This is a genomic window from Singulisphaera sp. GP187, from assembly GCF_900129635.1.
In the GTDB taxonomy this organism is placed as follows: domain Bacteria; phylum Planctomycetota; class Planctomycetia; order Isosphaerales; family Isosphaeraceae; genus Singulisphaera.
Genome location: NZ_FSRB01000001.1, coordinates 616,979 through 639,184, shown reverse-complemented (window position 1 = coordinate 639,184; position 22,206 = coordinate 616,979). Strand labels below are relative to the sequence as shown.

18 protein-coding genes are annotated in these 22,206 nt (G+C 62.7%); 13 read left to right on the top strand and 5 right to left on the bottom strand.

The features are described from left to right. The first annotated feature begins 1 nt into the window (after position 1). Both BUS42_RS44650 and BUS42_RS02595 read left to right on the top strand, forming a co-directional pair. Positions 2-313, top strand: a complete 312-nt coding sequence (locus BUS42_RS44650; RefSeq protein ID WP_254053255.1) for a helix-turn-helix domain-containing protein — start codon at positions 2-4, stop codon at positions 311-313. 45 nt (positions 314-358) lie between these two features. Beyond that, positions 359-781 carry a VOC family protein gene (locus BUS42_RS02595; RefSeq protein ID WP_074305014.1) on the top strand — a complete coding sequence of 141 codons (423 nt, stop codon included), beginning with the start codon at positions 359-361 and terminating at the stop codon, positions 779-781. Between the two features lie 851 nt (positions 782-1,632). Here BUS42_RS02595 and BUS42_RS02590 read toward each other — a convergent pair. Continuing rightward, complete coding sequence (locus tag BUS42_RS02590) at positions 1,633-2,619, bottom strand: aldo/keto reductase (RefSeq protein ID WP_074305012.1); 987 nt, start codon at positions 2,617-2,619, stop codon at positions 1,633-1,635. A gap of 334 nt (positions 2,620-2,953) precedes the next feature. Here BUS42_RS02590 and BUS42_RS02580 point away from each other — a divergent pair, with 334 nt between their 5' ends. Then, complete coding sequence (locus tag BUS42_RS02580) at positions 2,954-4,087, top strand: acyltransferase family protein (RefSeq protein WP_074305008.1); 1,134 nt, start codon at positions 2,954-2,956, stop codon at positions 4,085-4,087. A gap of 110 nt (positions 4,088-4,197) precedes the next feature. Here the strand turns inward: BUS42_RS02580 and BUS42_RS02575 are convergent, their stop codons facing one another. Further along, entirely contained in the window at positions 4,198-5,085 is an 888-nt protein-coding gene (locus BUS42_RS02575) for a CAP domain-containing protein (protein WP_074305006.1), read from the bottom strand. Positions 5,086-5,626: 541 nt separating this feature from the next. On the opposite strand from BUS42_RS02575, the gene BUS42_RS02570 reads away from it, so the two are divergent. Next, positions 5,627-6,835 carry an anhydro-N-acetylmuramic acid kinase gene (locus BUS42_RS02570; protein ID WP_074305003.1) on the top strand — a complete coding sequence of 403 codons (1,209 nt, stop codon included), beginning with the start codon at positions 5,627-5,629 and terminating at the stop codon, positions 6,833-6,835. A 333-nt stretch (positions 6,836-7,168) separates the two neighbouring features. Here the strand turns inward: BUS42_RS02570 and BUS42_RS02565 are convergent, their stop codons facing one another. Continuing rightward, entirely contained in the window at positions 7,169-8,209 is a 1,041-nt protein-coding gene (locus BUS42_RS02565; protein WP_074305001.1) for a DUF1559 domain-containing protein, read from the bottom strand. A 74-nt stretch (positions 8,210-8,283) separates the two neighbouring features. Beyond that, a complete protein-coding gene (locus tag BUS42_RS02560; protein ID WP_074304999.1) occupies positions 8,284-8,751 on the bottom strand; it encodes a hypothetical protein in 468 nt (155 codons plus the stop codon). A gap of 838 nt (positions 8,752-9,589) precedes the next feature. Between BUS42_RS02560 and BUS42_RS02555 the strand changes: the two genes are divergently transcribed. The 5 genes from BUS42_RS02555 (at position 9,590) to BUS42_RS02540 (ending at position 15,097) form a co-directional block, all read left to right on the top strand. Beyond that, positions 9,590-10,411, top strand: coding sequence for a methyltransferase family protein (locus tag BUS42_RS02555; RefSeq protein ID WP_216820998.1), 822 nt, complete (start codon positions 9,590-9,592; stop codon positions 10,409-10,411). Between the two features lie 33 nt (positions 10,412-10,444). Continuing rightward, a complete protein-coding gene (locus BUS42_RS45950) occupies positions 10,445-10,573 on the top strand; it encodes a hypothetical protein (RefSeq protein WP_256386118.1) in 129 nt (42 codons plus the stop codon). A 150-nt stretch (positions 10,574-10,723) separates the two neighbouring features. Then, the gene (locus BUS42_RS02550; RefSeq protein WP_074304997.1) at positions 10,724-12,085 is read left to right on the top strand and encodes a BCS1 and AAA domain-containing protein; all 1,362 of its coding nucleotides are present in this window, start codon (positions 10,724-10,726) and stop codon (positions 12,083-12,085) included. Positions 12,086-12,570: 485 nt separating this feature from the next. Then, positions 12,571-12,894 carry a hypothetical protein gene (locus BUS42_RS02545; RefSeq protein ID WP_074304995.1) on the top strand — a complete coding sequence of 108 codons (324 nt, stop codon included), beginning with the start codon at positions 12,571-12,573 and terminating at the stop codon, positions 12,892-12,894. 289 nt (positions 12,895-13,183) lie between these two features. Beyond that, complete coding sequence (locus BUS42_RS02540; protein ID WP_074304993.1) at positions 13,184-15,097, top strand: ABC transporter ATP-binding protein; 1,914 nt, start codon at positions 13,184-13,186, stop codon at positions 15,095-15,097. A gap of 378 nt (positions 15,098-15,475) precedes the next feature. Here BUS42_RS02540 and BUS42_RS02535 read toward each other — a convergent pair whose 3' ends face one another. Then, positions 15,476-18,208, bottom strand: coding sequence for a DEAD/DEAH box helicase (locus BUS42_RS02535; protein ID WP_074304991.1), 2,733 nt, complete (start codon positions 18,206-18,208; stop codon positions 15,476-15,478). 212 nt (positions 18,209-18,420) lie between these two features. On the opposite strand from BUS42_RS02535, the gene BUS42_RS02530 reads away from it, so the two are divergent. From BUS42_RS02530 to BUS42_RS02515, 4 genes are all read left to right on the top strand, one after another. Next, positions 18,421-19,005: a hypothetical protein gene (locus tag BUS42_RS02530; protein WP_074304989.1), complete on the top strand. Its 585-nt coding sequence runs from the start codon at positions 18,421-18,423 to the stop codon at positions 19,003-19,005. A 285-nt stretch (positions 19,006-19,290) separates the two neighbouring features. Further along, positions 19,291-19,881: a TetR/AcrR family transcriptional regulator gene (locus tag BUS42_RS02525; RefSeq protein ID WP_074310596.1), complete on the top strand. Its 591-nt coding sequence runs from the start codon at positions 19,291-19,293 to the stop codon at positions 19,879-19,881. Positions 19,882-20,042: 161 nt separating this feature from the next. Continuing rightward, entirely contained in the window at positions 20,043-21,107 is a 1,065-nt protein-coding gene (locus tag BUS42_RS02520; protein ID WP_074304988.1) for a sigma-70 family RNA polymerase sigma factor, read from the top strand. Positions 21,108-21,180: 73 nt separating this feature from the next. Next, positions 21,181-22,191, top strand: a complete 1,011-nt coding sequence (locus tag BUS42_RS02515; RefSeq protein ID WP_074304986.1) for a zinc-dependent alcohol dehydrogenase family protein — start codon at positions 21,181-21,183, stop codon at positions 22,189-22,191. Positions 22,192-22,206 lie beyond the last annotated feature (15 nt).

Sequence of the window (22,206 nt, the reverse complement as noted above, 5' to 3'; positions counted from 1 at the left end):
GTTGGGAATCAGCAGCCGCCAACTTCATCGTCGCTTCCATGACTCCGTCGGCTACGGCCCCAAAACTCTTCAGCGCATCCTCCGCTTCCAACGACTGCTCGAGCTCGCCCGGAACGAGCCCGCGCCTCGGCTCGACCTGGCGGCCCTGGCCTTCGAGGCCGGATACGCCGACCAGGCGCACATGAGCCGCGAAGTGCGCGAACTCGCCGACAACACGCCGACCTCGGTCCTCGCCAACCCGGCGAGCACCCTCGCCATGGCCGATTTCTTCAAGACGGCGAGCGGCGAACCCCCTATCATCCCCTGCGATTGAACGCTCGGAACCGAAAAAAACAGAATCAAAAAGGGGAGCACTCCGATGGAGCAGAGAGTCAGCCTGATCACGCTGGGCGTAACGGACCTGGCGCGGGCACGCCGGTTCTACGAAGAGGGGCTCGGCTGGCGCGCGGGCTTCGCGTGCGACGACGTGGTCTTCTACCAGATGACCGGAATGGTCTTCGCCCTCTTCCCCAGGCACGAGCTCGCCGCGGACGCCCGCATTCCGGTGGCCAGCGTCGGTGTCGGATCGCCGACGCTGGCGCAGAACCTCCGGAGCCGCGAGGAGGTCGACGCCCTGCTTCGCGAGGCCGCGGCCGCCGGGGCGACGATCCTCAAGGAGGCGTCAGAAACGTCCTGGGGAGGCTACTCCGGCTACTTCGCCGATCCCGATGGACACCCCTGGGAAATCGCCTGGAACCCGGGCTGGGTGCTCAACTCCGACGGCGGAGTCAGCCTCAAGTAGCGATCACTTCCAGCGGAACCCCAGCTTCGGCGGCTGTTCCAGAAACAGCCGCCGAGGTGATTCCCAAACGGCCGGGCCACCCATTGACTTTCATCGAATCGCGACAGAGCTAAAGAGCCAATGATTCTTGCGGTGTACGCGTTCACGGGCCGAGGGTAACGATCGTTCACACACAAACAAGTGTCAAATCACAAAGGCCGACCGAGTCCCGACAGGACGCGAGGCAACACTGAAGACGCGTCGGTGTGTCGGACGAATGGCACCAGCTTAAGCAAAAGCCTTGATGTCGCATAGCTTTACGCCGAATTTCGTGTTGCCACACTCGAGATTCAAATTAATGAACACGATTTCAGTAAACTGAAAACCTCTCGTTTCGTAGCCAAGTACTCTACGGCACATATCCCTATGTTTTTTTGCTAGGCCGCGGAGCAAGAGCTGCAAATCGTTTGAAAGCAAAGGATTGTGTCTTAAGCTAGTGCCATTCGTCTGATCGTCCAAGGCATCCGACGGCGCTTACGGCTTCTTCCCGAATCGCTTCGCCATCTGAATGCCGGGTGGTTCGGACTCGCCGGCTCGCCATTTCCACATGCGGATGGCAGGCGACACCAAAGCTTCGATTTCACTATAGTTTTGTTACCCTCGGCCCGTGAACGGTTTCCTTGCGGGTTCCGCAACGGGTTGGTTTGTAGTACCACGACCGGCCCGGCCGTAATTCCCTCGGGGTTGGCGAGAGTCCGAGGAATTGCCATGGGCCGAGGGGGATACGGCCGGGCCGGAAATCCATCGAGATTCACGCCCCGTCGCGGATCGTTGTTTACTTTTGCTTGTGCGCGATACGAACAAAAGCCGTTTCAGGAGAACCCCAGAACGGGATGGGGCACGTACGGCTCCTCAAGGCGGACGAGTTCCTCGGGTGAGAGCTTGACCGAGAGCGAGCCGATCGCGTCTTCCAGGTGGTGCGGCTTCGTGGCTCCGATGATCGGCGACGTGACCCCAGGCTTGTGGAGCAGCCAGGCCAGAGCCAACTGCGCCCGGGAAAGCCCGCGAACTTCGGCGACTTCACCAAGCCGATCCACGACCGCCCGGTCGGCCTCCTCGGTTTTCGCGTAAAGCGTTTTTCCGAACTCGTCGGTCTCGGCTCGTTCGGTGCTCCCTTTCTGGTCCCAGGGGCGTGCCAATCGCCCTCGGGCCAGCGGACTCCAAGGCATGAGCCCGACCCCCTGGTCGAGGCAGAGCGGGATCATTTCCCGCTCCTCTTCGCGGTAGAGCAGGTTGTAGTGATCCTGCATCGAGACGAAGCGGGTCCAGCCGTGGAGGTCGGCCAGGTAGAGTGCCTTGCTGAACTGCCAGGCGTGCATCGACGAGGCACCGATGTACCGCGCCTTGCCCGCCTTGACCACATCGTGAAGCGCCTCGAGGGTCTCCTCGATCGGCGTCTCCGCATCCCAACGGTGGATCTGATAGAGATCGACATAATCCGTCCCGAGCCGGCGCAGGCTCGCATCAAGCTCCGTGAAGATCGCCTTTCGGGAAAGGCCCCGGCCGTTCGGTCCGGTTCGCGCCCGGTAATAGACCTTGGTCGCGATCACGATCTCCTCGCGCCGGGCGAGATCGCCGAGGACGCGGCCGATGATCTCCTCGCTCGTCCCGTCGGAATAGGAATTGGAGGTGTCGAAGAAGTTGATCCCGAGCTCGAGAGCCCGCTCGATCAAAGGCCGGCTTTTCGCCTCATCGAGCGTCCAGGGGTGTGCGCCGCGCTCGGGCACTCCGTAGCTCATACACCCAAGGCAGAGCCGGGAAACCTTCAGTCCCGTTTTTCCAAGATTGACATATTCCATAAGGCAATTCACTTCCCTGGATTTATCGGCAGATCGATCGCAATGAACCGTCGGTCGAGCGCTTTGAGGATTCCCGTGGCGTCGACGATCCCTTTGATCTTAACAACGCGATGCCAATGAGGAACCGGTTTCAGGCCGGACACCACGGCCTTTGGCCAACACGCCGTGGTGTCGCACGACCGTTTCGTCGGTGCGAAGCCGACCTTGAGGAATTGCCGGGGCCCCAAGGCCTGGAGTACGATCAAGGGCGATCGGGAAATCCGTGGAATGGCCTGGTCGCGGATAGCTTCCTCTTTGTTCTTTTTTTGTTCTTTTGACCGCCGAGACCCCACTTATGGAATCTGATTCGATCGCAGCGCCCAAGCCTTCCGGACGGCTTCTTTCGATTGACGCGCTGCGCGGCTTCGACATGCTCTGGATCATGGGCGGTGAACGCCTTGCCAAAGCACTGGCCCGTTGGTCGGATTCGCCGGCCGGGAAGGTGGTGCAGGAGCAGCTCGAGCATGCCGAATGGCACGGCTTCCGGTTGAATGACCTGATCTTCCCCCTCTTTCTGTTTCTGGTCGGCACGGTGTTGCCGTTCTCGCTGGGCAAGCTCCAAGGGCAAGGTCGAGGGGCGGAATACCGGCGCATTGCCCGCCGGACCCTGCTTTTATTCGGGCTCGGCTTGCTCTGCAACGGCGTGCTCAAGTTTGACTGGGCCAATCTCCGAGTTGCGGGCGTCCTCCAGCGGATCGCGCTCTGCTACGGGATTGCCGCCTTGATTTCGATCTGGTTGCCGAGACGGGGCGTGGCGATCCTGCTGGTGGCGATTCTGCTCGGCTACTGGGCGTTGCTGGCGAACGTCGGTGCGCCGGGGCAGACGGCGGGTGACTACTCGATCTCCGGCAATCTTGCCGGCTGGCTCGACCGCCAATTCTTGCCTGGCAAGATCATGAAGTCCTACTACGGTTATGGCGACAACGAGGGGTTGCTCACGACCATTCCGGCCGTCGGGACCGCGCTGCTCGGCGTGCTCGCGGGCTACTGGCTGCGCTCGCCGCGCGGCCCCTGGCAGAAAGTGGCGGGTCTGGTGGTGGCGGGCGTCTTGAGCCTCATGATCGGCGTCGCCTGGAACGAGCGGTTCCCGATCAACAAGATCCTCTGGACCAGCCCCTTCGTGCTCGTCGCCGGCGGCTTGAGCCTGCTCCTGCTCGCCCTCTTCTACGCCGTCATCGACGTCCTTCAGTTCCGCCGCTGGGCCTTCTTCTTCGTCGTCATCGGCGCCAATGCGATCACGATCTTCGTCGCCCCCCGATTCATCGACTTCGAGCATCTCACCACGTTCTTCCTCGGCGGCACCTATCGACTGACCGAGCAGTATATCTCCCTTGATGCCAAGCTCGTGCTCGCGGCGGCGGGGGTCCTCGCGGCGAAGTGGCTCTTCTTACTCTATCTCTATCGCAATCGGATCTTCCTGCGGGTCTGACGAGAACGCCCGTTCCGTTCCCTTCCTCAATCCAACAATCAAATGAAGCGGCCGAAGCCCAAAAATCGGCTTCGGCCGCTGCTACGTTCCCGGTCGGAGTCAACCGGCCCTCAGGCGGGAGCGCCAAAGACCTGGACGTAGTAGGGAGCGCCCTTGCTGTCCTGAAGGACCGCGACCCCGATCTCGGTGACCTTGGAATCGAGGATGTTGGCGCGGTGCCCCGTCGAGCCCATCCAGCCGTTGACGACCGAACCGGCGTCGAGGAAGTTGTAGGCGATGTTCTCCGACAGCCAGGAGTAGCTGTAGCCAACGTACTTCTGGCGACTCTGGAGATCAGGCTGGGCCGCCTGCGGAATCGTATGCGCCATGATATTGAACTGGACCATGTTCCCCGCCTCGATGTCGGCCATGGTGACCAGTTGCGCATTGACCGTGAGCGGCGCCAGTCCGTTCTGAACGCGCATCTGGTTCGTCAAGTCGACGATCTCCTGCTCCGTCGAACTCAGCAGCACACCCACCGGAATCGGGGCGCCCGGCGATGCCGGGGGAGTCACGACGACCGGCGGGGTGACGACCGGCGGGGTGACGACCGGGGCCGGAGGAGTCGGCACAAACAGGGGAGGCCGAACCGGGGTGGGGGTGGGAATGGGGGTCGCGGTCGCGGCCGTATCCGCGACCGTAACCGTCGTCGGGGGAGACCAACGGCCCTTGCGGCGGATCACCACGCGGTCGCTCTGCTCGGCCTTCTCGACCTCGATCGCATCGATCTGGGCGGCCTGGAACCGGCCCACACCTTGAACCGTGACCGTGCCGCGCACTTCGCCCCGGACGGTCCGCCCCATCAGGTCAATGCGGATCACCGAGTTCGCGTTCGATCCCGACACATTCAAAATACCGTCTGCCAGAGTCGCCGTCACACCTGTAAACAGAGCCGGTAGATCGCGGCGGTCAAGATGTTCCAAATCGGGCTGAAACCGAGTCTTTTTTGATCGCGTCATCAAGTTAGTCTCAACGTCGAATCGCCAAAAGTACGGCGGAGTAGGCCGGTAACCCAGAACGCCGGAGCCCGTCCGCGTCCCTTGAGAACGCTAGCTCACTTTGGCGATCATTTGGCCCACCGCCGCATCATATAATCGTTCGATGCTTTGCGAGAACCACTCAAAACAGCAGATCTCAAGCTACACCAAACACTTACGACGTGTTGACAAAAACCCACAATGTTGACTTAAATCAACACGGGACAGCAAACGGATGAAGCGAAGGCGTTGAGGTGATCGAGAATGGCCAGACTCCCGATCCGGAAGGGAGCGACCCGACGTGGAGGAATCGCATCGTCCGGGGTTTTCGTCAACCCACGTTTCTGTTGCCTTGGACGTGGCCGCCGATCATCCTGGGACGGGCCACCGCCGTCGGCCGATCGGAATCGACCACTCGCGGAGGCGGATTGAGCGCGAATCCGACGCCAATTCGACACGGTCGTCGCCCGTCGTCGTTTGCATCGTCCCAAAGGCATAATTCCCTTGGCGTGAAAGGCCATCCATGAGTCCGATCATCCAGAGACTGCTCGAACTCAGCGCGAAGCCGGCGCGCATTGTGGTGGGCCTGATCTCCGGCACCAGTGCCGACTCGATCTCGGTCGCCGTCTGCAAGATCAAGGGCGGAGGGATTCCGGCGCCAGGAAGGCCCGGAGCCGAGGTGGAACTGATCCATTATCACGAACACCCTTATCCTGCAACGTTGAGGCGCCAGGTCTTCAACGCGGCCAAGCTCAATGTCCGGGCCATCGCCGAGCTTCATGTTCAAGTGGGCGAGCTCTTCGCCGACGCCTGCTTGAATGCGATCCAAGCCGCGAAGCTGACGATCGGGGATGTCGACCTGATCGGCTCCCACGGCCAGACGCTCTACCACCACAGCTCGGTGCCGGGGGTCCCCCGCGCGACCTTGCAGGTGGGCGATGGCGATCAGATTGCGGAACGGACCGGGATCTGCGTCGTCTCGGACTTCCGTGCTCGAGACATCGCGGCCGGTGGCGAGGGGGCCCCGTTGACCCCCTTCTCCGACCTGATTCTCTATGCGGACCCGGTAAGCACCGCGACGAACCGGCGGCGTCTGATCCTCAATCTCGGTGGGATCGCCAACGTCACGGTTCTCGACCCGGACCCTCAGCGCGTCTTCGGCTTCGATACCGGACCGGCCAATTCGCTCCTCGACCGCCTCGCCTTTCAACTCTCCGGAGGAGAGCTGACCTGCGACCTGGACGGCCGGATCTCCCGAAGCGGGACGGTCAACACCGTCTTGCTCGACGACCTCCTCAAGTCCGACCCGTACCTCGAGCGCCGGCCGCCCAAGTCGACCGGGTTTGAAATGTACGGCGATGCGTTCCTTGAGCGTGCCGCGGCCGCACACGGACGCCTCGATCCCGACCTGATGGCCACACTCACGGAATTTACGGCCCGCTCCATCGCCATGGCCCTCGACCAGTTCGTGGCCGATCCCCCGGTCGGCGAGATCATCGTGGCAGGAGGAGGGGCGCGGAATCCGGCCCTCATGGAACGGATCCGCGCCCTGATGAGCCCCGTCCCGGTTCGCGACTCCGAGGAGGTCGGGGTTTCCTCCTCCGCGCGTGAAGCGTTGGCCTTCGCCCTGTTCGCGAACGAAGCGCTGCTCGGCCACCCCACCTCACTCCCCAGCGTGACCGGGGCGCGAGCCCCCGTGATCCTCGGCAAGTGGTCGTTCCCTTCCGCTTGACCGGCTCTCATTCATCCAGCCGGTCGAAAACGAGGTCGGCGGGTAACGTCCCGCAGACGCGGAGGATGGGAACGGAGGGGATATTGAAGCCTATCCCCTCCGTCTCCATTGATTTTTTCGAAACTCGAAGGCGGTCTCGAAGGAAGACGCCCGCCCCCGCGAGTATCCGTTCTCGTAACGGCCCATGTTCCTCGATCGCTGGGATCGGAACGCCGCGTGCGGCTTGACCACCCGGATGGAAAGCAGGGCCGGAGCGATTCATGATCGATGAATCGCTCCGGCCCTTCGTGTGGATCGATCGGCGAGTCTAGCGTCCTCGAGCACCGGCTCGGCTCAGTATGAGTCGGCGCTGACGACCTCACCCCCCCTGGTCGTCGAGAGGGCTTGCCACACGCTGGGGCTGATCGAGTTCTTCATGAACTTGACCGAGCCGTCGGCGAACGTGGCGTTGACGCCCCCCGAGTGGCGGCTTCGAGCGCCGTTATAGAGAGGCTGGGCGGCGGTCGCCCCTGTGCAGGGCGGGTTTCCCTGATAGGGGTAGACGCAATAGCCAATGCTCTCGAGCACGTCGGGCTGCCCCGAGTTCGGCGTGATCGCGGCCGTGAAGTTGGAGGCGCTGCCCCACCAGGAGAAGCCGCGGAGGTCGAGCGTCGAACTGGGGTTGACTGTACCACCCGTCCCGGTGCCGACGACGGCTTCGGACACAAGCAGGGTGTTACTCAGGCCGTCGGTGATGGAACTGAACGGGACAACGACCTGGCCGTTCATGCCGATGGCGGTGGGGGCGCCCGCCGCAGTGAGTGTGACCGCGTCGATATCCGTGAACGGGGCTCCGCCGAACGTGACGCCGTTGAGCGTCGCCGGCTGGATCGAGGACGTGTTGCCGAAGTTGACGACGTAGTTTTGCGAGGTCGTCCTCATGACGACACCGTTGAGCGTCTGGCCAATGGTCGTCGTGCTCGTATTCGCACCGTCGCTCGGGCACATGTAGGCCGGGACCCGCGTCGAGCTGACGGTGATGTTGCAGACGCCACTATAGCGCATCGGCGTGTCCATTGTCGCGCTACCGATCCACTTGTAGTCGCCGGTGAAATTCCAGGCGTTGAAGAGTGCCTGTTGCTCAACGCCGGGGAGCGTGAACAGTATCCACGTCCCCCAACAGCAACTCTTCCGGCCTGCGGGAAGACACAAGTTGACGCTCTCGTAGTTGTGCATGGACAGCCCGATCTGCTTCAGGTTGTTGACACATTGCGAGCGTCTCGCTGCCTCGCGGGCCGCCTGGACGGCCGGGAGGAGCAACGCAATCAAGACCGCGATGATGGCGATGACGACGAGCAGCTCGATGAGCGTGAAGCCGCGGCGTTGCGCTCTCATGAATGGCCTCTTCGGATAGGGGGGGGAATTAGGGATGGTGAGGGTATTTTGACGAGACGGAGGTTGGAGGCAGGTCATTTTGGGGGCGTGCTGGTCAGGTCGAAGATGAATTTGTTATTTCCACCGGACGTGACGTCGGCCGTGAGGATCGACCTGGAATTGTAAATGGATGGGACGGCCTCTTTGGCGAGGACTGGGGCCATCCCGGGCGCATTGTTGGATACACTCACCTTCTCCGTCTTCTCAGGCGTGTCATCAAGACCTGAGATTCTGACCGTGTACTTGCTCGGAACAAGCCCATGCGCCTTTTCGATCGAGTACTGGCCCTGAACCACAGCCGCACCGCCTTGAGTTGGGGTGTCGGGACCGGAAGGCATGAAGGTGATGAGCCCCGACCGGAGCGGCTTGCCGTCGATGGAGACGGACCCGGCGACAGCCTCGCGCGGAAGCCCATCCGACTCGGAGCAACCACCTGCGCCGAGCCACAATCCCCCAACGACCATGGCGGAGACCACCGACCGGAGGCGACCGATACTGTGCATGATAGCTTCACCTCTTTCGTTGAGACGCCGGATCCGCTGCCTACCCACGTCACATCAACGGGGGCAACGGCCTCGGCTGAGTGGAAACAATACGAGAATCCGGGCAGCAATGCACAGATATTGGGCGATTCGTCGGAAGAACGCTCATCCGAGATGTCGATTCCAGGGTATCGCAAAATCGGTGCCTCTCGCTCCCCTCCTCGACACTTCTTTGCTGGCCGGATCAACCAAATATCGCGATCCCACGCGAATAAGCAAGGGGGGTGAATCCTCAATCCCGTCACAGCCTCGCAATCTGGGAAATGCAATTTCATTGTTCGGCAATTTTCAATCAGGATAATATCATCTCATTGCTCCGTAATCTCACGTCCCGCATCGCGAGGCTCTGCCGCCGAGATCTCGGCCGCTTCCTGCATGGACGCCCTGACGCAAGCATCAAGTGATGGCTGCAGAGAGACCATTCGGCTCCTGCACCGACGCTCGACCCAGGAGCCCATGTCCCGAGGCGAGGGGGGATAAAAAAAACCAAGGGGGGAGGACGAAAAGACTTTAGCATTTACATGAAAACCGCTGATTTGCTGCACGAACATTCTTATGGTTGAGAAACTACCGACGATTGAGCAAACACGATGGATTCTGGGACGAAACCGGTGAGGCGACGATCCCTCTGGCAATGATTCACTTGATGCTACGTCGTCGCAACCAAGCCTGTGGCCATAACCGCCTAAATTGCCACGCCCTTTCTCAATGCACGGGGCGAACCGACTTAGATACGCCGGATCGCGGCCCCTCGCTCGGGCCTTGATCGAATGGGACGATCGAGAAGGAGGAATCGAGCATGAGCGAGCCGCATGATGAGTTGCGATTGGCCCGGCCGCAGGAAGAACCGGGAATGACTCCATGGCAGCGGGCAACGGACCGAGAATCGGGCGAGGCTTCGAGGCCGATTCCCGCCCCGGCCTGGGCGGCGGCCATGGGCCGCTTCACCGCGTATGCGATCAGCGATCTGGGCGGCGGCCCGCGCCCATGGAAACTGGCCTGGGTGATCAACTTCCAGAAGACCGGAACGTTCCCGCTGCTCGGCTTCCTCATCGCCTGGTACCACAACACCAGCACCGCGGCCTGGATCTACCTCGCGATGCACGGCAGCTACGGACTGGTCTGGATGCTCAAGGATCTGGCCTTCCCCGACCCGAGCTGGCAACGCCGTGTCACCATCGCCTCCGGCCTCTTCGTGTTCTTCGGAGTGCTGGTTTGGTACTGGGCCTTCGGTTGGCTGCTGATCTCGGGGACATCGCGGCCGGTCTACCCGCTGCCGGACTACGCCTGGTTCTGCCTCTGCGTCAGTCTCTGTATCCTGGGCAGCGTGATCATGATCGCGGCCGACGCCCAGAAGTACTTCACGCTCCGCATCCGGCGAGGGCTGATCACCGACGGAATGCACCGCTATATCCGCCACCCGAACTACCTTGGCGAAATCATGATCTACGGCAGCTTCGCCCTCATGGTGTGGCACTGGTTACCGGTCGTGGTACTGGCATGCGTCTGGAGTGGGGTGTTCGCGGTCAACATGATCAACAAGGAGGCCAGCATGTCTCGCTATCCCGAGTGGGCGGAGTACAAGCGACGCTCGTGGTGGCTGCTGCCCCCGATTTGGTAGGTATCGACTCCGCCATGGAACGGGGTTGGGGTGATGAGCCTTTCCGCGCAACAGCGCAAGGGCTTTCTGTCTCCATGGGCATCCGAGCGGGCGAGCCGCTACTTGCTGGACACTCGAGAGGAGTACGGGACGCTGGTCGACGGCGCTCCGATTCAGGTCTGACTCTGAGCGTTCGGCCCCTCAAATCCAAAATCCGCGAACCTCTTGATCCGGCGCGAACCTTGATGGCCTCACCGGTGACTGCAACGGTGCTGCGCCGGGGACGCGTCACTGTCGACCGTTCGGCCCACCAGCGACGAACGGGAGCCGATCATGTTCTACTGGCTGGAGGGCCATCAATTCCTCACAGGCGGGCTGACGCTCATGGTCGTCGGTGCGCTCATGGCCACGTTGCGCGAGCTGCCGCGGACGATCTGGAATTGGATCCTCTGGGGACTGATCATCTCCGTCGAGGTGCCCGACCGTGACCCCGCGTTTCGCTGGCTGCGAAGCTGGGTGGCCGAACATCGCTACGCGCGACGAGCGCGGCAACTGAGCCTGACGACGAAATGGACGTCTCCCGATCCGATGGTTGAGGACCAGGAGGACGATGACTGCTCGGGCCAGGGCGAATGGAAAGCGCGGTTCATTCTCAGCCCCGCGCCGGGGACGCACCTCATGACGTATCGGGGCCGCCTGCTCATCTTCCAGCGCGACCGGCGCGCCTTGGAAAACGGCGGCGCGCAATCGTTTCAAGAAACTCTGACGGTTCAACTCCTCGGCGGCAACCGGGCGATGCTCGACGACCTGCTCAAGGAAGCCCATCAGTTGGCCCGCCCTCGCGTGCCGGGCGTCAACATCCTCACGGCCCAGTACGACGACTGGTCGATCAACGCGTTGCGGCCGAAGCGTCCGCTCGCCTCGATCGTGCTCGCCGACGACATGCTCGACGAGATCATTGCCGACATGCGAACCTTTCTCGCGGCCGGGGCCTGGTACGCGACGCGCGGCGTCCCCCATCGGCGCGGGTATCTTCTCGACGGCCCGCCGGGCAATGGCAAGACCACCCTCGTCGTCGCCGCCGCCGGTGAGCTCGACCTCTCGGTCGCCGTCCTGAACCTGAATAGCAAGGTCATGACGGACGAAAGCCTCCGCACCCTGGTCGACGCGCTGCCGTTCGGCACAATCCTCCTGATCGAAGACGTCGATTGCGCCTTCGGCGCCAGGCGGAACGCGAATGATGCGACGGGCGTCACGCTGAGCGGCCTGCTCAACGCGCTGGACGGGGTCAGTTCCCGGGAAGGCCGCATCCTGTTCCTCACGACCAACCACCCGGAGCGGCTCGACCCCGCCTTGATTCGCCCCGGACGAGTCGATCGAAGCTTCCACCTCGGCAACACCACGGCCGATCAAGCCCGCCGGCTGTTCACCTGGTTCTACGACGGCGGGAATCAGAACGGCGAGATCGCGCGACTGGCCGGCGAATTCGCGAACCGAATTCCCGATGGGTGCCTCTGCATGGCCTCAATCCAGGTCCATCTGCTTCGCTACCGCTCCGACCCCTTGGCGGCCGTCCAGCGACTCGACGTCGAACACCTCGAGTCGCACGCCCTGCCGAAGGAAGCCGACCCGCCCTGGGGCACCGGCGCGGAAGCCAACGAGCTCCTCGCCCCCTGCCCGGCTTCACTCCCGTGAGCCCGACGCGGATTCGTCCGTCGATTCCCGATCCGAACCGCGTCCGGCTCGCCGCACGAAGCAAATCGCCACGTCGATCCACATGATTCTCAGCCCACGTTGGCCCGACCAACCGGCGCAGTCGATGCCCTCGAACGTCCTTCTTTTTCGCTCACCCTGAAAAATCTTGCGAGACCAAGGTTTCGCGAGGCTTATCCCTCTTGCTTCATTTCGGAACTCGCCATAAATTTTATGTGTTCCCTTCATCAGTCGTCCATCAGAACTGAATTCGGGCAAGGCGTTGTCAGATCAGAATTGCCCTCGGTCGAGAGGCAAGGCGCAGCCATGCATGATCGTGGCATCAATCTTGCCGATTAGGCTATACGTTTTGATGGAAGGTCAATCGCTCTGGTCAAGGGAACGACCCGCGTGGTCGTGGCGAGCGACGAGTTCGAGTCGAGGTGAGCAGAGGCCCCCAACATCTGTTTGCACGAAAGGAATTCCCGATGAGCACCGCCAAGAACGTGAAAGGTACGTCGAAGTCTGCGGAGAAGACGACAAAGCCGGCCGCCAAGAAGGCGGCGAAACCCGCCACCGAGATCGCCGCGGCCCCTGCTCCGACACCGGCACCGGCTCCGGCTCCGGCAGCGGCCCCGGTTGCAGCGGCCGCGGAGAAGAAGGCCGCGGAGAAGAAGGCCGCGAAGAAAGTCACCAAGAAGGCGGCCAGCGCTGACGCCAGCAAGCCGGCCGTCGCCGCCAAGCCGGCCGCAACGACCAAGAAGGCCACCACCAAAAAGGCCTCCACACGGAAGACCAGCCCCAATCCTTGAACGAACGCAAAGCCTTGGGGGGTATGCCTCGACGGCCTCGAGATCGACACGTCGCGTGAAAATGGTTTTTCGTTGCGGATCGCACCGACGCTCTGAGATCTCCTGATCTCAAGCCGATTTCGCGATCCAACGAAATTCGCCATGGCCTGCTCGAGGCGGCCATGGCGTTTTTGTTGCGCGGGTTCCCACCGGCCCCTGGTCCCGTAGAATAATGACAAGTCGAGAGGCTGGAGGTCCTGACCTCAGACTTTGACCGACTTTCGATTCTCGAGGGAAGGGATTCTTACTCTTGGCCTTGCATCATCGGATCACGAGTCGGCTCCGATTCTTCCGGTATCGTGACGAATGGAGCGACCGCACTCAGGACAAGGCTCGCCCCGGCAAGGGGGAGGCGGCGCCGAGGCATCGCTCGTTGCCCCGGCTCTATCGCGAGCTCTACGCGCTGCTGGAGGGACAACGGCGCGCCGTTGCGGTCGCCCTGGCAACGCTCTCGATCGCGACCCTGCTGAGGCTTGTACCCCCCGCCGCCACCAAGCTCGTGATCGACTACGTCCTGCTCGCCAAGCCGCTGCCGGCCTCGCTCCCGAGCTGGCTGCCGATCCCGCCCGCGCCCAAGGACCGGCTGATCGCGCTTGTCACCGGCGTCTTCGTCGTCTCGGTGGTGTCGACGGCCTGCGGTCTCTGGGGGCGGTGGCGAGCGACCTTGGCGTCGAAGCGAATCCAGGTCAAGGTCCGCCGTCAGGTGTTCGAGCACGCGGTCCGGCTCCCGTTGCATCGGGTCTATCAGCTCAAGTCGGGAGGCGCGGCCAGCCTGCTCCGCGAGGATGCCGGGGGGATTGGCGAGCTGATCTTCAGCATGATCTACAACCCCTGGCGCGCCGTCGTCCAGCTTCTGGGCGGGCTCATCGTCTTGTTTTGGGTGGACTGGCGGCTCTTGCTCGGAGCGGTCGCGCTGGGGCCGGCCTTGTACTGGACCGACCGGCTCTGGAACCGTCGCCTCCGCCCCCTCTTTCGCGACGTGCGCAAGCAGAGGCAAGAGATCGACGCCATGGCCGCGGAAGCGTTCGGCGGCATGCGGGTCGTCCGTGCGTTCGGCCGTCAGCGCCGGGAGAGTGCCCGCTTCGTCGGCGAGAATCACTTCATGACGCGTCAGGAACTCTTCGCCTGGCGCTGGTCGCGCGGCATCGAGATCCTCTGGGACCTGCTCTTGCCCGCCTCCTCCGGAGCCTTGCTCCTCTATGGCGGCATCCGGGTCCTCGACGGCCGGCTCTCGCTGGGGGACCTGATGATGTTCCTCGTCTACCTGGCGATGCTCCTGGAACCGCTGGCCGTGCTGGCGACCAGCGTCACCCAGCTTCAGAACAACTTATCGGGACTTGATCGCGTGCTCGACCTGATGGAGGAGCCCCGCGAGATGGTCTCGAACGCGGGAACGTGGTCGATCGCGAAGCGCTCCGTCGCAGGCCGGATCAGCTTCGACGCGGTGAGCTTTGCCTATCCCAATACCGACGCCGAGGTGCTTCGCAACGTCAACCTCGAGGTCGAGGCGGGAGAGGTCATCGCCCTGGTCGGCCGCAGTGGCGCGGGCAAGACAACGCTCTGCAACCTGATCGCGCGGTTCTATGACCCCACCGCGGGCATCGTCCGGCTCGACGGCGCAAACCTCCGCGACATCGAGGTGGAAAGCTACCGCCGCTTGCTCGGCATCGTCGAACAGGACGTGTTTCTCTTCGACGGTACGATCGGTGAGAACATCGCCTACGCCGATCGACGCGCCACCCTGGCCCAGGTCGAGCACGCCGCTCGGGTGGCCAATGCCGCCGAGTTCATCACCCGGCTCCCCGATGGGTACGACACCCTGATCGGCGAACGCGGGGTTCGGCTCAGCGGCGGACAACGCCAGCGCCTGGCGATCGCCCGCGCGGTGCTGGCCGACCCGAGAATCTTCATCCTCGACGAGGCGACGAGCAATCTCGACAGCGAGAGCGAGCATCTGATCCAGCAGAGCCTCACCACCCTGATGCGCGGGCGAACCTCGTTCGTAATCGCGCACCGGCTGAGCACGATCCGCCATGCCGATCGGATCCTCGTCCTGGAAGGGGGCGCGATCGCCCAGGTCGGCAGCCATTCCGAACTCATGGCCGACAGCGGCCTTTATCGTGATATGGTCCTGCTTCAACAGCTCGAAATAGCCTCCTCATGACGTGGGCGGCAGGCTCGGTGACATTCCCGATTCTCCCCATAGGATGGCGAGCGAAATCCGCCAGGTGATCAGCATTCGCTCGCCCGTAAAGGCGAGCGGGGAGCGTCAGCTCCCTGTCTTCCTGAGGCGAGGACGAAGCTCGAAGCCACACCTACCCGACCGCCCCCTGGGACCGCGGGCGACCCGCCCGCAATTCAATTTGATCTTTCAATTCAATACAAGAGCGGGCGGGTCGCCCGCGGTCCCAGGAAGCTCCTGGCTGGGAGCGATGGGGATTGGCTTTGCCGAGTAGGGACAGGGAGCTCACGCTCCCCGCTCGCCTTTCAGGCGAGCGAATCGAGCCAAGGGGACAGCGTTCGCTCGCCGGAAGACTTTGAACTAAACTCCGGCGGGCTGACCGACCGCCAGGAGCTTGGCCAAGGCTTGGGCCAGTCCGTCCAGCGAGCTGGCGTCGGGGAGGGTGACGGTCAGCCTTGGCTTGCCCGAGGCGTCCGCCTCAACGCAGGACAACAGGCCCGCCCGCAGGTTCGCGACCAGCGCCTCCGGAGGGGGCGTCGACTCCTGTTGCGACACGAGCTCTCCCAGGAACTTGAAGGCCGCGCCCAGGAGTTCGCCACCGGCCGACGCCACTCGTTCGCGATGGGCGATCGAAAGGGCCTGCACGGCCGCCTCTTCCTTCTGCTTGACCGACTCATCCACGGGCGCCTCGGGGCGAGCGCCAAGGAGCACTTCCAGCCGGCTCTTGAGTTCCTGGAGGCCGCTGGCGAGATCCACGCGGTCGACCTCCGACTCCACGTCGAGGGCCGCCAAGGCGAGATCTTTCTTGGCGGCAAGGGTCGCGAGCAAGTTCTCCTCGAGCGTTCCCTCGGTCACAAGCACGAAGACCTGCACCGGTTGTAACTGCCCCATCCGGTGGGCGCGGGCGATCCGCTGCTCGAGGACCGCGGGGTTCCACGGCAGGTCGACGTTGATCACCGTGTTGGCGGCTTGAAGATTGAGGCCGGTCGAGCCCGCGTTCGTCGTCAGGAAGAGCTGGCAATCCGCGTCGTTCTGAAAGCGATGGACCAGCTCGGCGCGCTGCTTCTGCGGCACGCTGCCATCGAGCCGAACGAACCCGTGCCCGCGCTTCCTGAGCGGCCGTTCGATCAGGTCGAGCATAGTCGTCCACTCCGAGAAGAGGATGACCTTGCGTCCCTCCTCCTCAAAAATCCGCTCGAACAGATCATCCAGATGGGCCAGCTTCGTCGAGTACCCTGGATCTTCCTTGTTGACCAGGGTCGTGCTGTCGGCGACCATTCGACACATCAGCAACGCCTTCTGGAGGCGGAGCAGGTCCATCTCGCTCAAGAACTTCTTACGGGTGATGGTCGCGATGATTTGCAGGTGGGTCGCGTGGATCTCCGCCTGTTCGTCGCTCGGCGGGATTCGCACGATATCCATCGTGCGTTGCGGCAGCTCGAGCTTCACGCTGTCGCGCGTCCTGCGCAGGAGGATCGGCTTGAGCCGGTCGCGGAGCTCACCGAGGTTGCGATAGCCCAGCACCTTCCCCTTCTCATCGACCATTCGGTGCTTGTTGAAGAACCGGAAGCCGGGGCCGAGCCGGCGATCGTCAATGAACTGCACGATCGAATAGAGGTCGTCGAGGCGATTCTCGAGCGGCGTCCCCGTCAGCACCAGCGCGAATCGCGAGCGCAGGCTCTTGATCACGCCGCTCGTCTTGGACTCATAGTTTTTGATCCGTTGACCTTCGTCGAGAATGATCAGGTCCCAGTTGATCCGTTCGATGTGGATGATGTCACGGAGCACTTGCTCGTAGTTACAGATCGTGAAGAAGCAATCATTCTGGTACTGCTCGCCCCGCTGCGCCGCCCCGCCTCCCACGAGTTGAACGTCGCGGTCGCAGCAGCGATGAATTTCACTCCGCCACTGCGACTTGAGTGAAGCCGGACAGACGACCAGCACTTTCTTGATCTCGGCTTCGTTCGCCAGAAACTCGGCCGTCCCGATCCCCTGGATCGTCTTGCCGAGCCCCATGTCGTCGGCCAGGATCGCGCGGCCGGCGCCCGCCGCGAATGCGATCCCGTCGAGCTGGTACGGGAGCAACGGAATCTTGAGCATCTCGGTTCGGAGCGGATGCTTGGCCGGATTCGCGCGGATCTCCTCGGTCTTGCCGCGCAGGCGATCTTGCAGCAGGCGTTGCTGGATGAATTCTTCGGCATCGGGATAGAGCGTCACATCTTGGCCGAGCTTCTGCAACTTCGCCAGACGCCTGAGGAGGTCGTGGAGGTCAGTGATCGGCTTGCCCCGAACCGGGGTAATGACCTTGGCGATCACGTCGTCCACGCGCTCGGGGGTCAGCAAGCGAAGCGTCACCTCGTCGCCGTCATACCGCAAGTGCAGCGCCAGGTGCTTGCGACGATAAGGCTTTCGGAGCGCATCCGCCTTGAACCGCCGTTTGACCTTGCCCAGAACGTGCATGACATGTTTGCACGTCCCCAGCGTGTTCGTGCGAAAGTCGGGGCACGAACAATAGGAATCGCCCGGCTCCGTCCCGCGCAAGGCCACGCGATAACTCTTGCCGCTGAGCCGGTTGGTGACCGTGTAGTCGGTCCACGGCTGAGAAGAATCGGCGGCCTGGACGGTCATCTTCTCGGTCTTGGCGCGATCGGCGCGATCGGCCAGGGCCCGAGCGATCAAGGCCTCCTCATCCAGGCTCTCGACGGGCGTGCGGGGCTCCGGGGGAGCGGCCGCGAGTCCGAGGGCCGTCTTCTCTTCAAGGATCAGCGAGAACGCCGCGCCCACGTGCTCGCAGACGCCTCGGCAGTGATTGCAGTTCCAATGCAGGCGGTTGCGGGCCTCGGCCATCAACGTGATGGTCACGACGACCGGGCGGCCGCCGCTCGTTTCACTGGGGAGCTTGAGACGGAAAAGGTCGCCTCCCAGGAACACGTCGTCCGCAATCGTGATGTCCCACTGATTTGCCGACTTCTGGATCAGTGTCTTCCCCTCGGGACCCAGAAGCTTACTGGCCTCGAGGAACGTCAGCCGAGAGAGCCGGTCATGAAGCGAAAGCTGCCCGCTGGGAAGCGTACTCGAGACCTGCGTCGCCATAACCAATCACTCCCGCCCGTTGTCCAACAGAGGGATCCGCAACATCCGCGAACGCATCGCAGAATCCCATTTGAGAAGGCCAGTTTAGTGGAACCCGATCCCCACTTCAAACCGTCGGCGCTTGTCGAACGCGAGAAGAACGCGGTAGCCTTTTATGACGAACGACAACGTCACGGAGTGGCCGCTCTCACCGTTGCCTTTGGGATCTCTCCATGGCTCAACCTCTCTCTCGATGGCCGCAAGCATCCCTGGTGCTCAGCTTCACGTTTGCGATCGGGTTGTTCGGCGCCGCACCCGCCAAACCGCCGACGCTCCCGATTCTGAACCAAAAGGTCGCCGAGTTCGCCGAAGCCCAGCGCGGCAAGAAGGTAGGCGACGGCAGTTGCGTCACCCTCGCCGTGGAAGCCTTGCGGTCCGCGAACGCCAAGCGGTTTCGGCTCAATCGCGCGGATGGCGACTACGTCTGGGGCCAGCGAGTGGACGACTTCAAGGACGCCCTGCCCGGCGACATCCTTCAATTCCGCGACGCCGAGTTCAAAGGGAAGAAATATCTGACCCGACGGCGATGGATCTCCTGGCACGAGTCCTATCCTCACCATACGGCGATCGTCTCGGGGGCCAGCGATGGGGGCAAGGTCTTGACCGTCCTGCACCAAAACGTGGGCCCGCAAGGCGCCGACGATGACGTGAAACAGATCGTCCAGCAAGGGACCCTTCGGATCGACTCGCTCCAAAAAGGCGGATGGGTGCGAATCTATCGCCCCGTCGAACCTTTCGACCCCGGAACTCCTCCTTAAGAGAGAGAGTCCGACGCCGCCGCGGAAATCGGCGCGAGCCGGATGCAAACTCTCGACCGACTGAACGCCTGAGCCGATACCTCCCTAGCGGACGTTTTGACCCGTCCGCTCGACCGGCAACCAATCGGGCCCATGAGGCCAAAAAGTCACGTGGTCGCCCCCCAAAGCCCAGGTGACGCCGATTGACTTGCTTTTTGTAGACGACCGGTCTAATATTAGGTTGTTGTGGAAACAACGAGATTCGTGCGGTCGATGGGACGGTTACGAGATCAAGGCCCTGACGTCATGAGCAAGGAAAAAACCAAAACCGTTCTGCTGGAAGCCGGCAAACGGGTTTTCCTGGAGAAGGGCTACAATCACGCTGGGATTGAAGCCATCATCCAGGCCGCCGGCGTCCCCAAGGGTTCGTTCTACTACTATTTTACGAGCAAGGAAGATTTTGGGCTTCAGGTACTCGACAGTTTTGCCGAGTGCTACAACGAAAACTTCGAGCGTGACCTGGGCGACCTCACGCTCGGCCCACTCGACCGGCTTCGCCGCTATTTTGACTCCGCCTGTGCGAGGATTCAGTCCCAGGAGTGCCGTAACGGCTGCCTGGCCGGGAACTTGAGCCAGGAGATGGCCGCGCAGAGCGAAGCGTTTCGGGCACGACTGGAAGAGATCTTCGATGGCTGGGTCAATCGCTACGCCGTCGTACTCGGTGAGGCCCAGCAGCTTGGTGAGATTCCGCCGGACATCGACGTCCACGAACTCGCCGAGTTCTGGCTCAATAGCTGGCAAGGCGCCGTCCTTCGAGCCAAGACGATCCGAAGCATCGTGCCGCTTCAGACGTTTCTCAACGTGATGTTCGGGCTGCTCCTTCACGTTCAACCGTGAGATCGCTCCGGTCCCACGGCTTTCGGCGAAGGATTGACGATCCAGGGCCCGAGAATTGCTTGACTGACTGGTCTATTACAAGACAACGCTTCGGAAACGGGCACCTGGATAAAAAGACGCTCGGTTGATGGGTGGATCCGGCCAAAAGAAGGAAGACGAACATGGCAGCACTCGACGTGGTCCTTGAATCAGTTTTGGATTCCGCCCAGCCGTCCCACACCCCGGCGTCGGTTCGGCGTCTGGACGATGCGGCCAAGTTGGAAATCGACCGCCTGTTCCGTCGCGGAGTTTCTCCCGACGCCCTCGCGGCCCGCTTCCGCCAAACCAGGTCGCGGATCGATCGGGTCCTGACCGAGCACCGCGCCAAGCGGATTATCGACCACGTGCTCGACTTCATGCCCGACCCCAGCTTTGAAACGCCGGGCGTCGAGGCGGAATTCCTGGCGCCGCTGCCCGAATCGGCGGCCGGCAAGGCGCGACGTTCCAAGCCCCCCGAAGGGCTGCCCCCGTACCTCGCGAGCCTGTACGACGTCCCCCTGTTGTCGCGTGAGCAGGAAGCCCACCTGTTCCGCAAAATGAACTACCTGAAGTTCCGCGTCAACCAGATGCGCTCCACGATCGACCCCACTCGCGTGAAGCCCGCCGTGCTCGACGAGATCGAGCGGCTGATGGAAGAGGCGCTCGCCACCAAGAACCAGATCATCCGGGCCAACCTTCGCCTGGTGGTCTCGATCGCCAAAAAGCACCTGGGGCCGGCGAACAACTTCTTCGAACTGGTCTCCGACGGCAACATGTCGTTGATCCGGGCGGTTGAAAAATTCGACTACGCCCGTGGTAATAAATTCAGCACCTATGCCTCTTGGGCGATCATGCGGAACTACATCCGCTCGATCCCCGAAGAAAAACACCGCCGCGACCGGTTCGTCACCGGCCACGAAGAAATGTTCGAGGCCGCCGCCGATCACCGGACCGACGAGCACGAGTACGAGGCCGCCCAGAAGCGGACCCGTGAGGCAGTCCAAGGCTTACTCGGCCGCCTGTCCGATCGGGAACGACGGGTTCTGACCAGCCGGTTCGGCCTGGAAGGGACCGTCGCCCATACCCTCGAGCAGCTCGGGCAGGAACTCGGAGTGACCAAGGAGCGGGTCCGCCAGATCGAGTCGCGGGCCCAGGAGAAGCTCCGTAAGATCGCGATTCAGGAAAACCTCGAACTCCCGACGCTCTGAGCGGCCCGGCCCATCCCCAACCGGCGCGGGACGCTCGTCGCCGGGCGACCCGCGACGGGTGGGACACCGGATCATGAAAGCGTATCGGATCCACGAGTTCGGCGGACTCGACGGCCTGCGTCTCGACGAGTTGCCCACGCCCACCCCCGGGCCTGGGCAAGTGCTCGTCCGGGTGCAGGCCGTTTCCTTGAACTATCGAGACCTGCTCGTCCTCAAGGGCCTGTATAACAAGAACTTCCCCCGGCCCGCCGTCCCGCTCTCGGACGCAGCGGGCGAAGTCGTCGAGGTCGGCGCCGGGGTGACGCGGGTGCGGGTCGGCGACCGGGTTGCACCGATTTTCATGCAGGCGTGGCTGGCCGGGGAATTGAACGAAACCCACGGTAAGTCAGCGCTCGGGGGCGCGATCGACGGCGTGCTCGCGGAGTTCCTGGTGCTCCATGAAAACGGCCTGGTCGTTCTGCCCGATCATCTGAGCTTCGAAGAGGGGTCAACCCTCCCTTGCGCGGCGGTGACCGCCTGGAACGCCCTGTTCGCCGCCGGAACGCTCAAAGCAGGGGACACCATTCTGACCCTCGGCACGGGCGGCGTCTCGCTCTTCGCCCTCCAGTTCGCCAAGCTGGCCGGCGCGACGGTCATCGCCACCTCGAGCACTGACGAAAAGCTTCAGCGCGTGCTCAACATGGGCGCGGCGGCCGGGATCAACTCCCAGGCGACTCCCGACTGGGAGAAGCGCGTGCGCGCGCTGACAAACGGCCGAGGGGTGGACCTGGTGGTCGAGGTCGGCGGTGCCGGCACACTCTCGAAATCGCTCCATGCCGTCCGAACGGCCGGGCAGATCAGCCTGATTGGCGTGCTGGCGGGTGGGGCCGCCGAAATCAACATCCTTCCGATCGTCATGAGGGCGATCGAGGTCCGCGGGATCCTCGTTGGCTCACGCGCCATGTTCGAGGTAATGAACCGCGCGATCCGGGTCCATGAACTTCGCCCGGTAATCGATCGGGTCTTTCCGTTCCAGGAAACGCCGGCCGCGTTCCGCCACATGGAGAGCGCGGCCCATTTCGGCAAGATCGTGATTCGCCTCTGAAGCCGATCGGCGGAT

What these genes read in the sequence shown, in the direction of transcription:
- BUS42_RS02595 (WP_074305014.1), top strand. Translation starts at nt 359, where the DNA reads ATGGAGCAGAGAGTCAGCCTGATCACGCTGGGCGTAACGGACCTGGCG.
- BUS42_RS02590 (WP_074305012.1), bottom strand. Translation starts at nt 2,619, where the DNA reads ATGGAATATGTCAATCTTGGAAAAACGGGACTGAAGGTTTCCCGGCTC.
- BUS42_RS02580 (WP_074305008.1), top strand. Translation starts at nt 2,954, where the DNA reads ATGGAATCTGATTCGATCGCAGCGCCCAAGCCTTCCGGACGGCTTCTT.
- BUS42_RS02575 (WP_074305006.1), bottom strand. Translation starts at nt 5,085, where the DNA reads ATGACGCGATCAAAAAAGACTCGGTTTCAGCCCGATTTGGAACATCTT.
- BUS42_RS02570 (WP_074305003.1), top strand. Translation starts at nt 5,627, where the DNA reads ATGAGTCCGATCATCCAGAGACTGCTCGAACTCAGCGCGAAGCCGGCG.
- BUS42_RS02565 (WP_074305001.1), bottom strand. Translation starts at nt 8,209, where the DNA reads ATGAGAGCGCAACGCCGCGGCTTCACGCTCATCGAGCTGCTCGTCGTC.
- BUS42_RS02560 (WP_074304999.1), bottom strand. Translation starts at nt 8,751, where the DNA reads ATGCACAGTATCGGTCGCCTCCGGTCGGTGGTCTCCGCCATGGTCGTT.
- BUS42_RS02555 (WP_216820998.1), top strand. Translation starts at nt 9,590, where the DNA reads ATGAGCGAGCCGCATGATGAGTTGCGATTGGCCCGGCCGCAGGAAGAA.
- BUS42_RS45950 (WP_256386118.1), top strand. Translation starts at nt 10,445, where the DNA reads ATGAGCCTTTCCGCGCAACAGCGCAAGGGCTTTCTGTCTCCATGGGCA.
- BUS42_RS02550 (WP_074304997.1), top strand. Translation starts at nt 10,724, where the DNA reads ATGTTCTACTGGCTGGAGGGCCATCAATTCCTCACAGGCGGGCTGACG.
- BUS42_RS02545 (WP_074304995.1), top strand. Translation starts at nt 12,571, where the DNA reads ATGAGCACCGCCAAGAACGTGAAAGGTACGTCGAAGTCTGCGGAGAAG.
- BUS42_RS02535 (WP_074304991.1), bottom strand. Translation starts at nt 18,208, where the DNA reads ATGGCGACGCAGGTCTCGAGTACGCTTCCCAGCGGGCAGCTTTCGCTT.
- BUS42_RS02530 (WP_074304989.1), top strand. Translation starts at nt 18,421, where the DNA reads ATGGCTCAACCTCTCTCTCGATGGCCGCAAGCATCCCTGGTGCTCAGC.
- BUS42_RS02525 (WP_074310596.1), top strand. Translation starts at nt 19,291, where the DNA reads ATGAGCAAGGAAAAAACCAAAACCGTTCTGCTGGAAGCCGGCAAACGG.
- BUS42_RS02520 (WP_074304988.1), top strand. Translation starts at nt 20,043, where the DNA reads ATGGCAGCACTCGACGTGGTCCTTGAATCAGTTTTGGATTCCGCCCAG.
- BUS42_RS02515 (WP_074304986.1), top strand. Translation starts at nt 21,181, where the DNA reads ATGAAAGCGTATCGGATCCACGAGTTCGGCGGACTCGACGGCCTGCGT.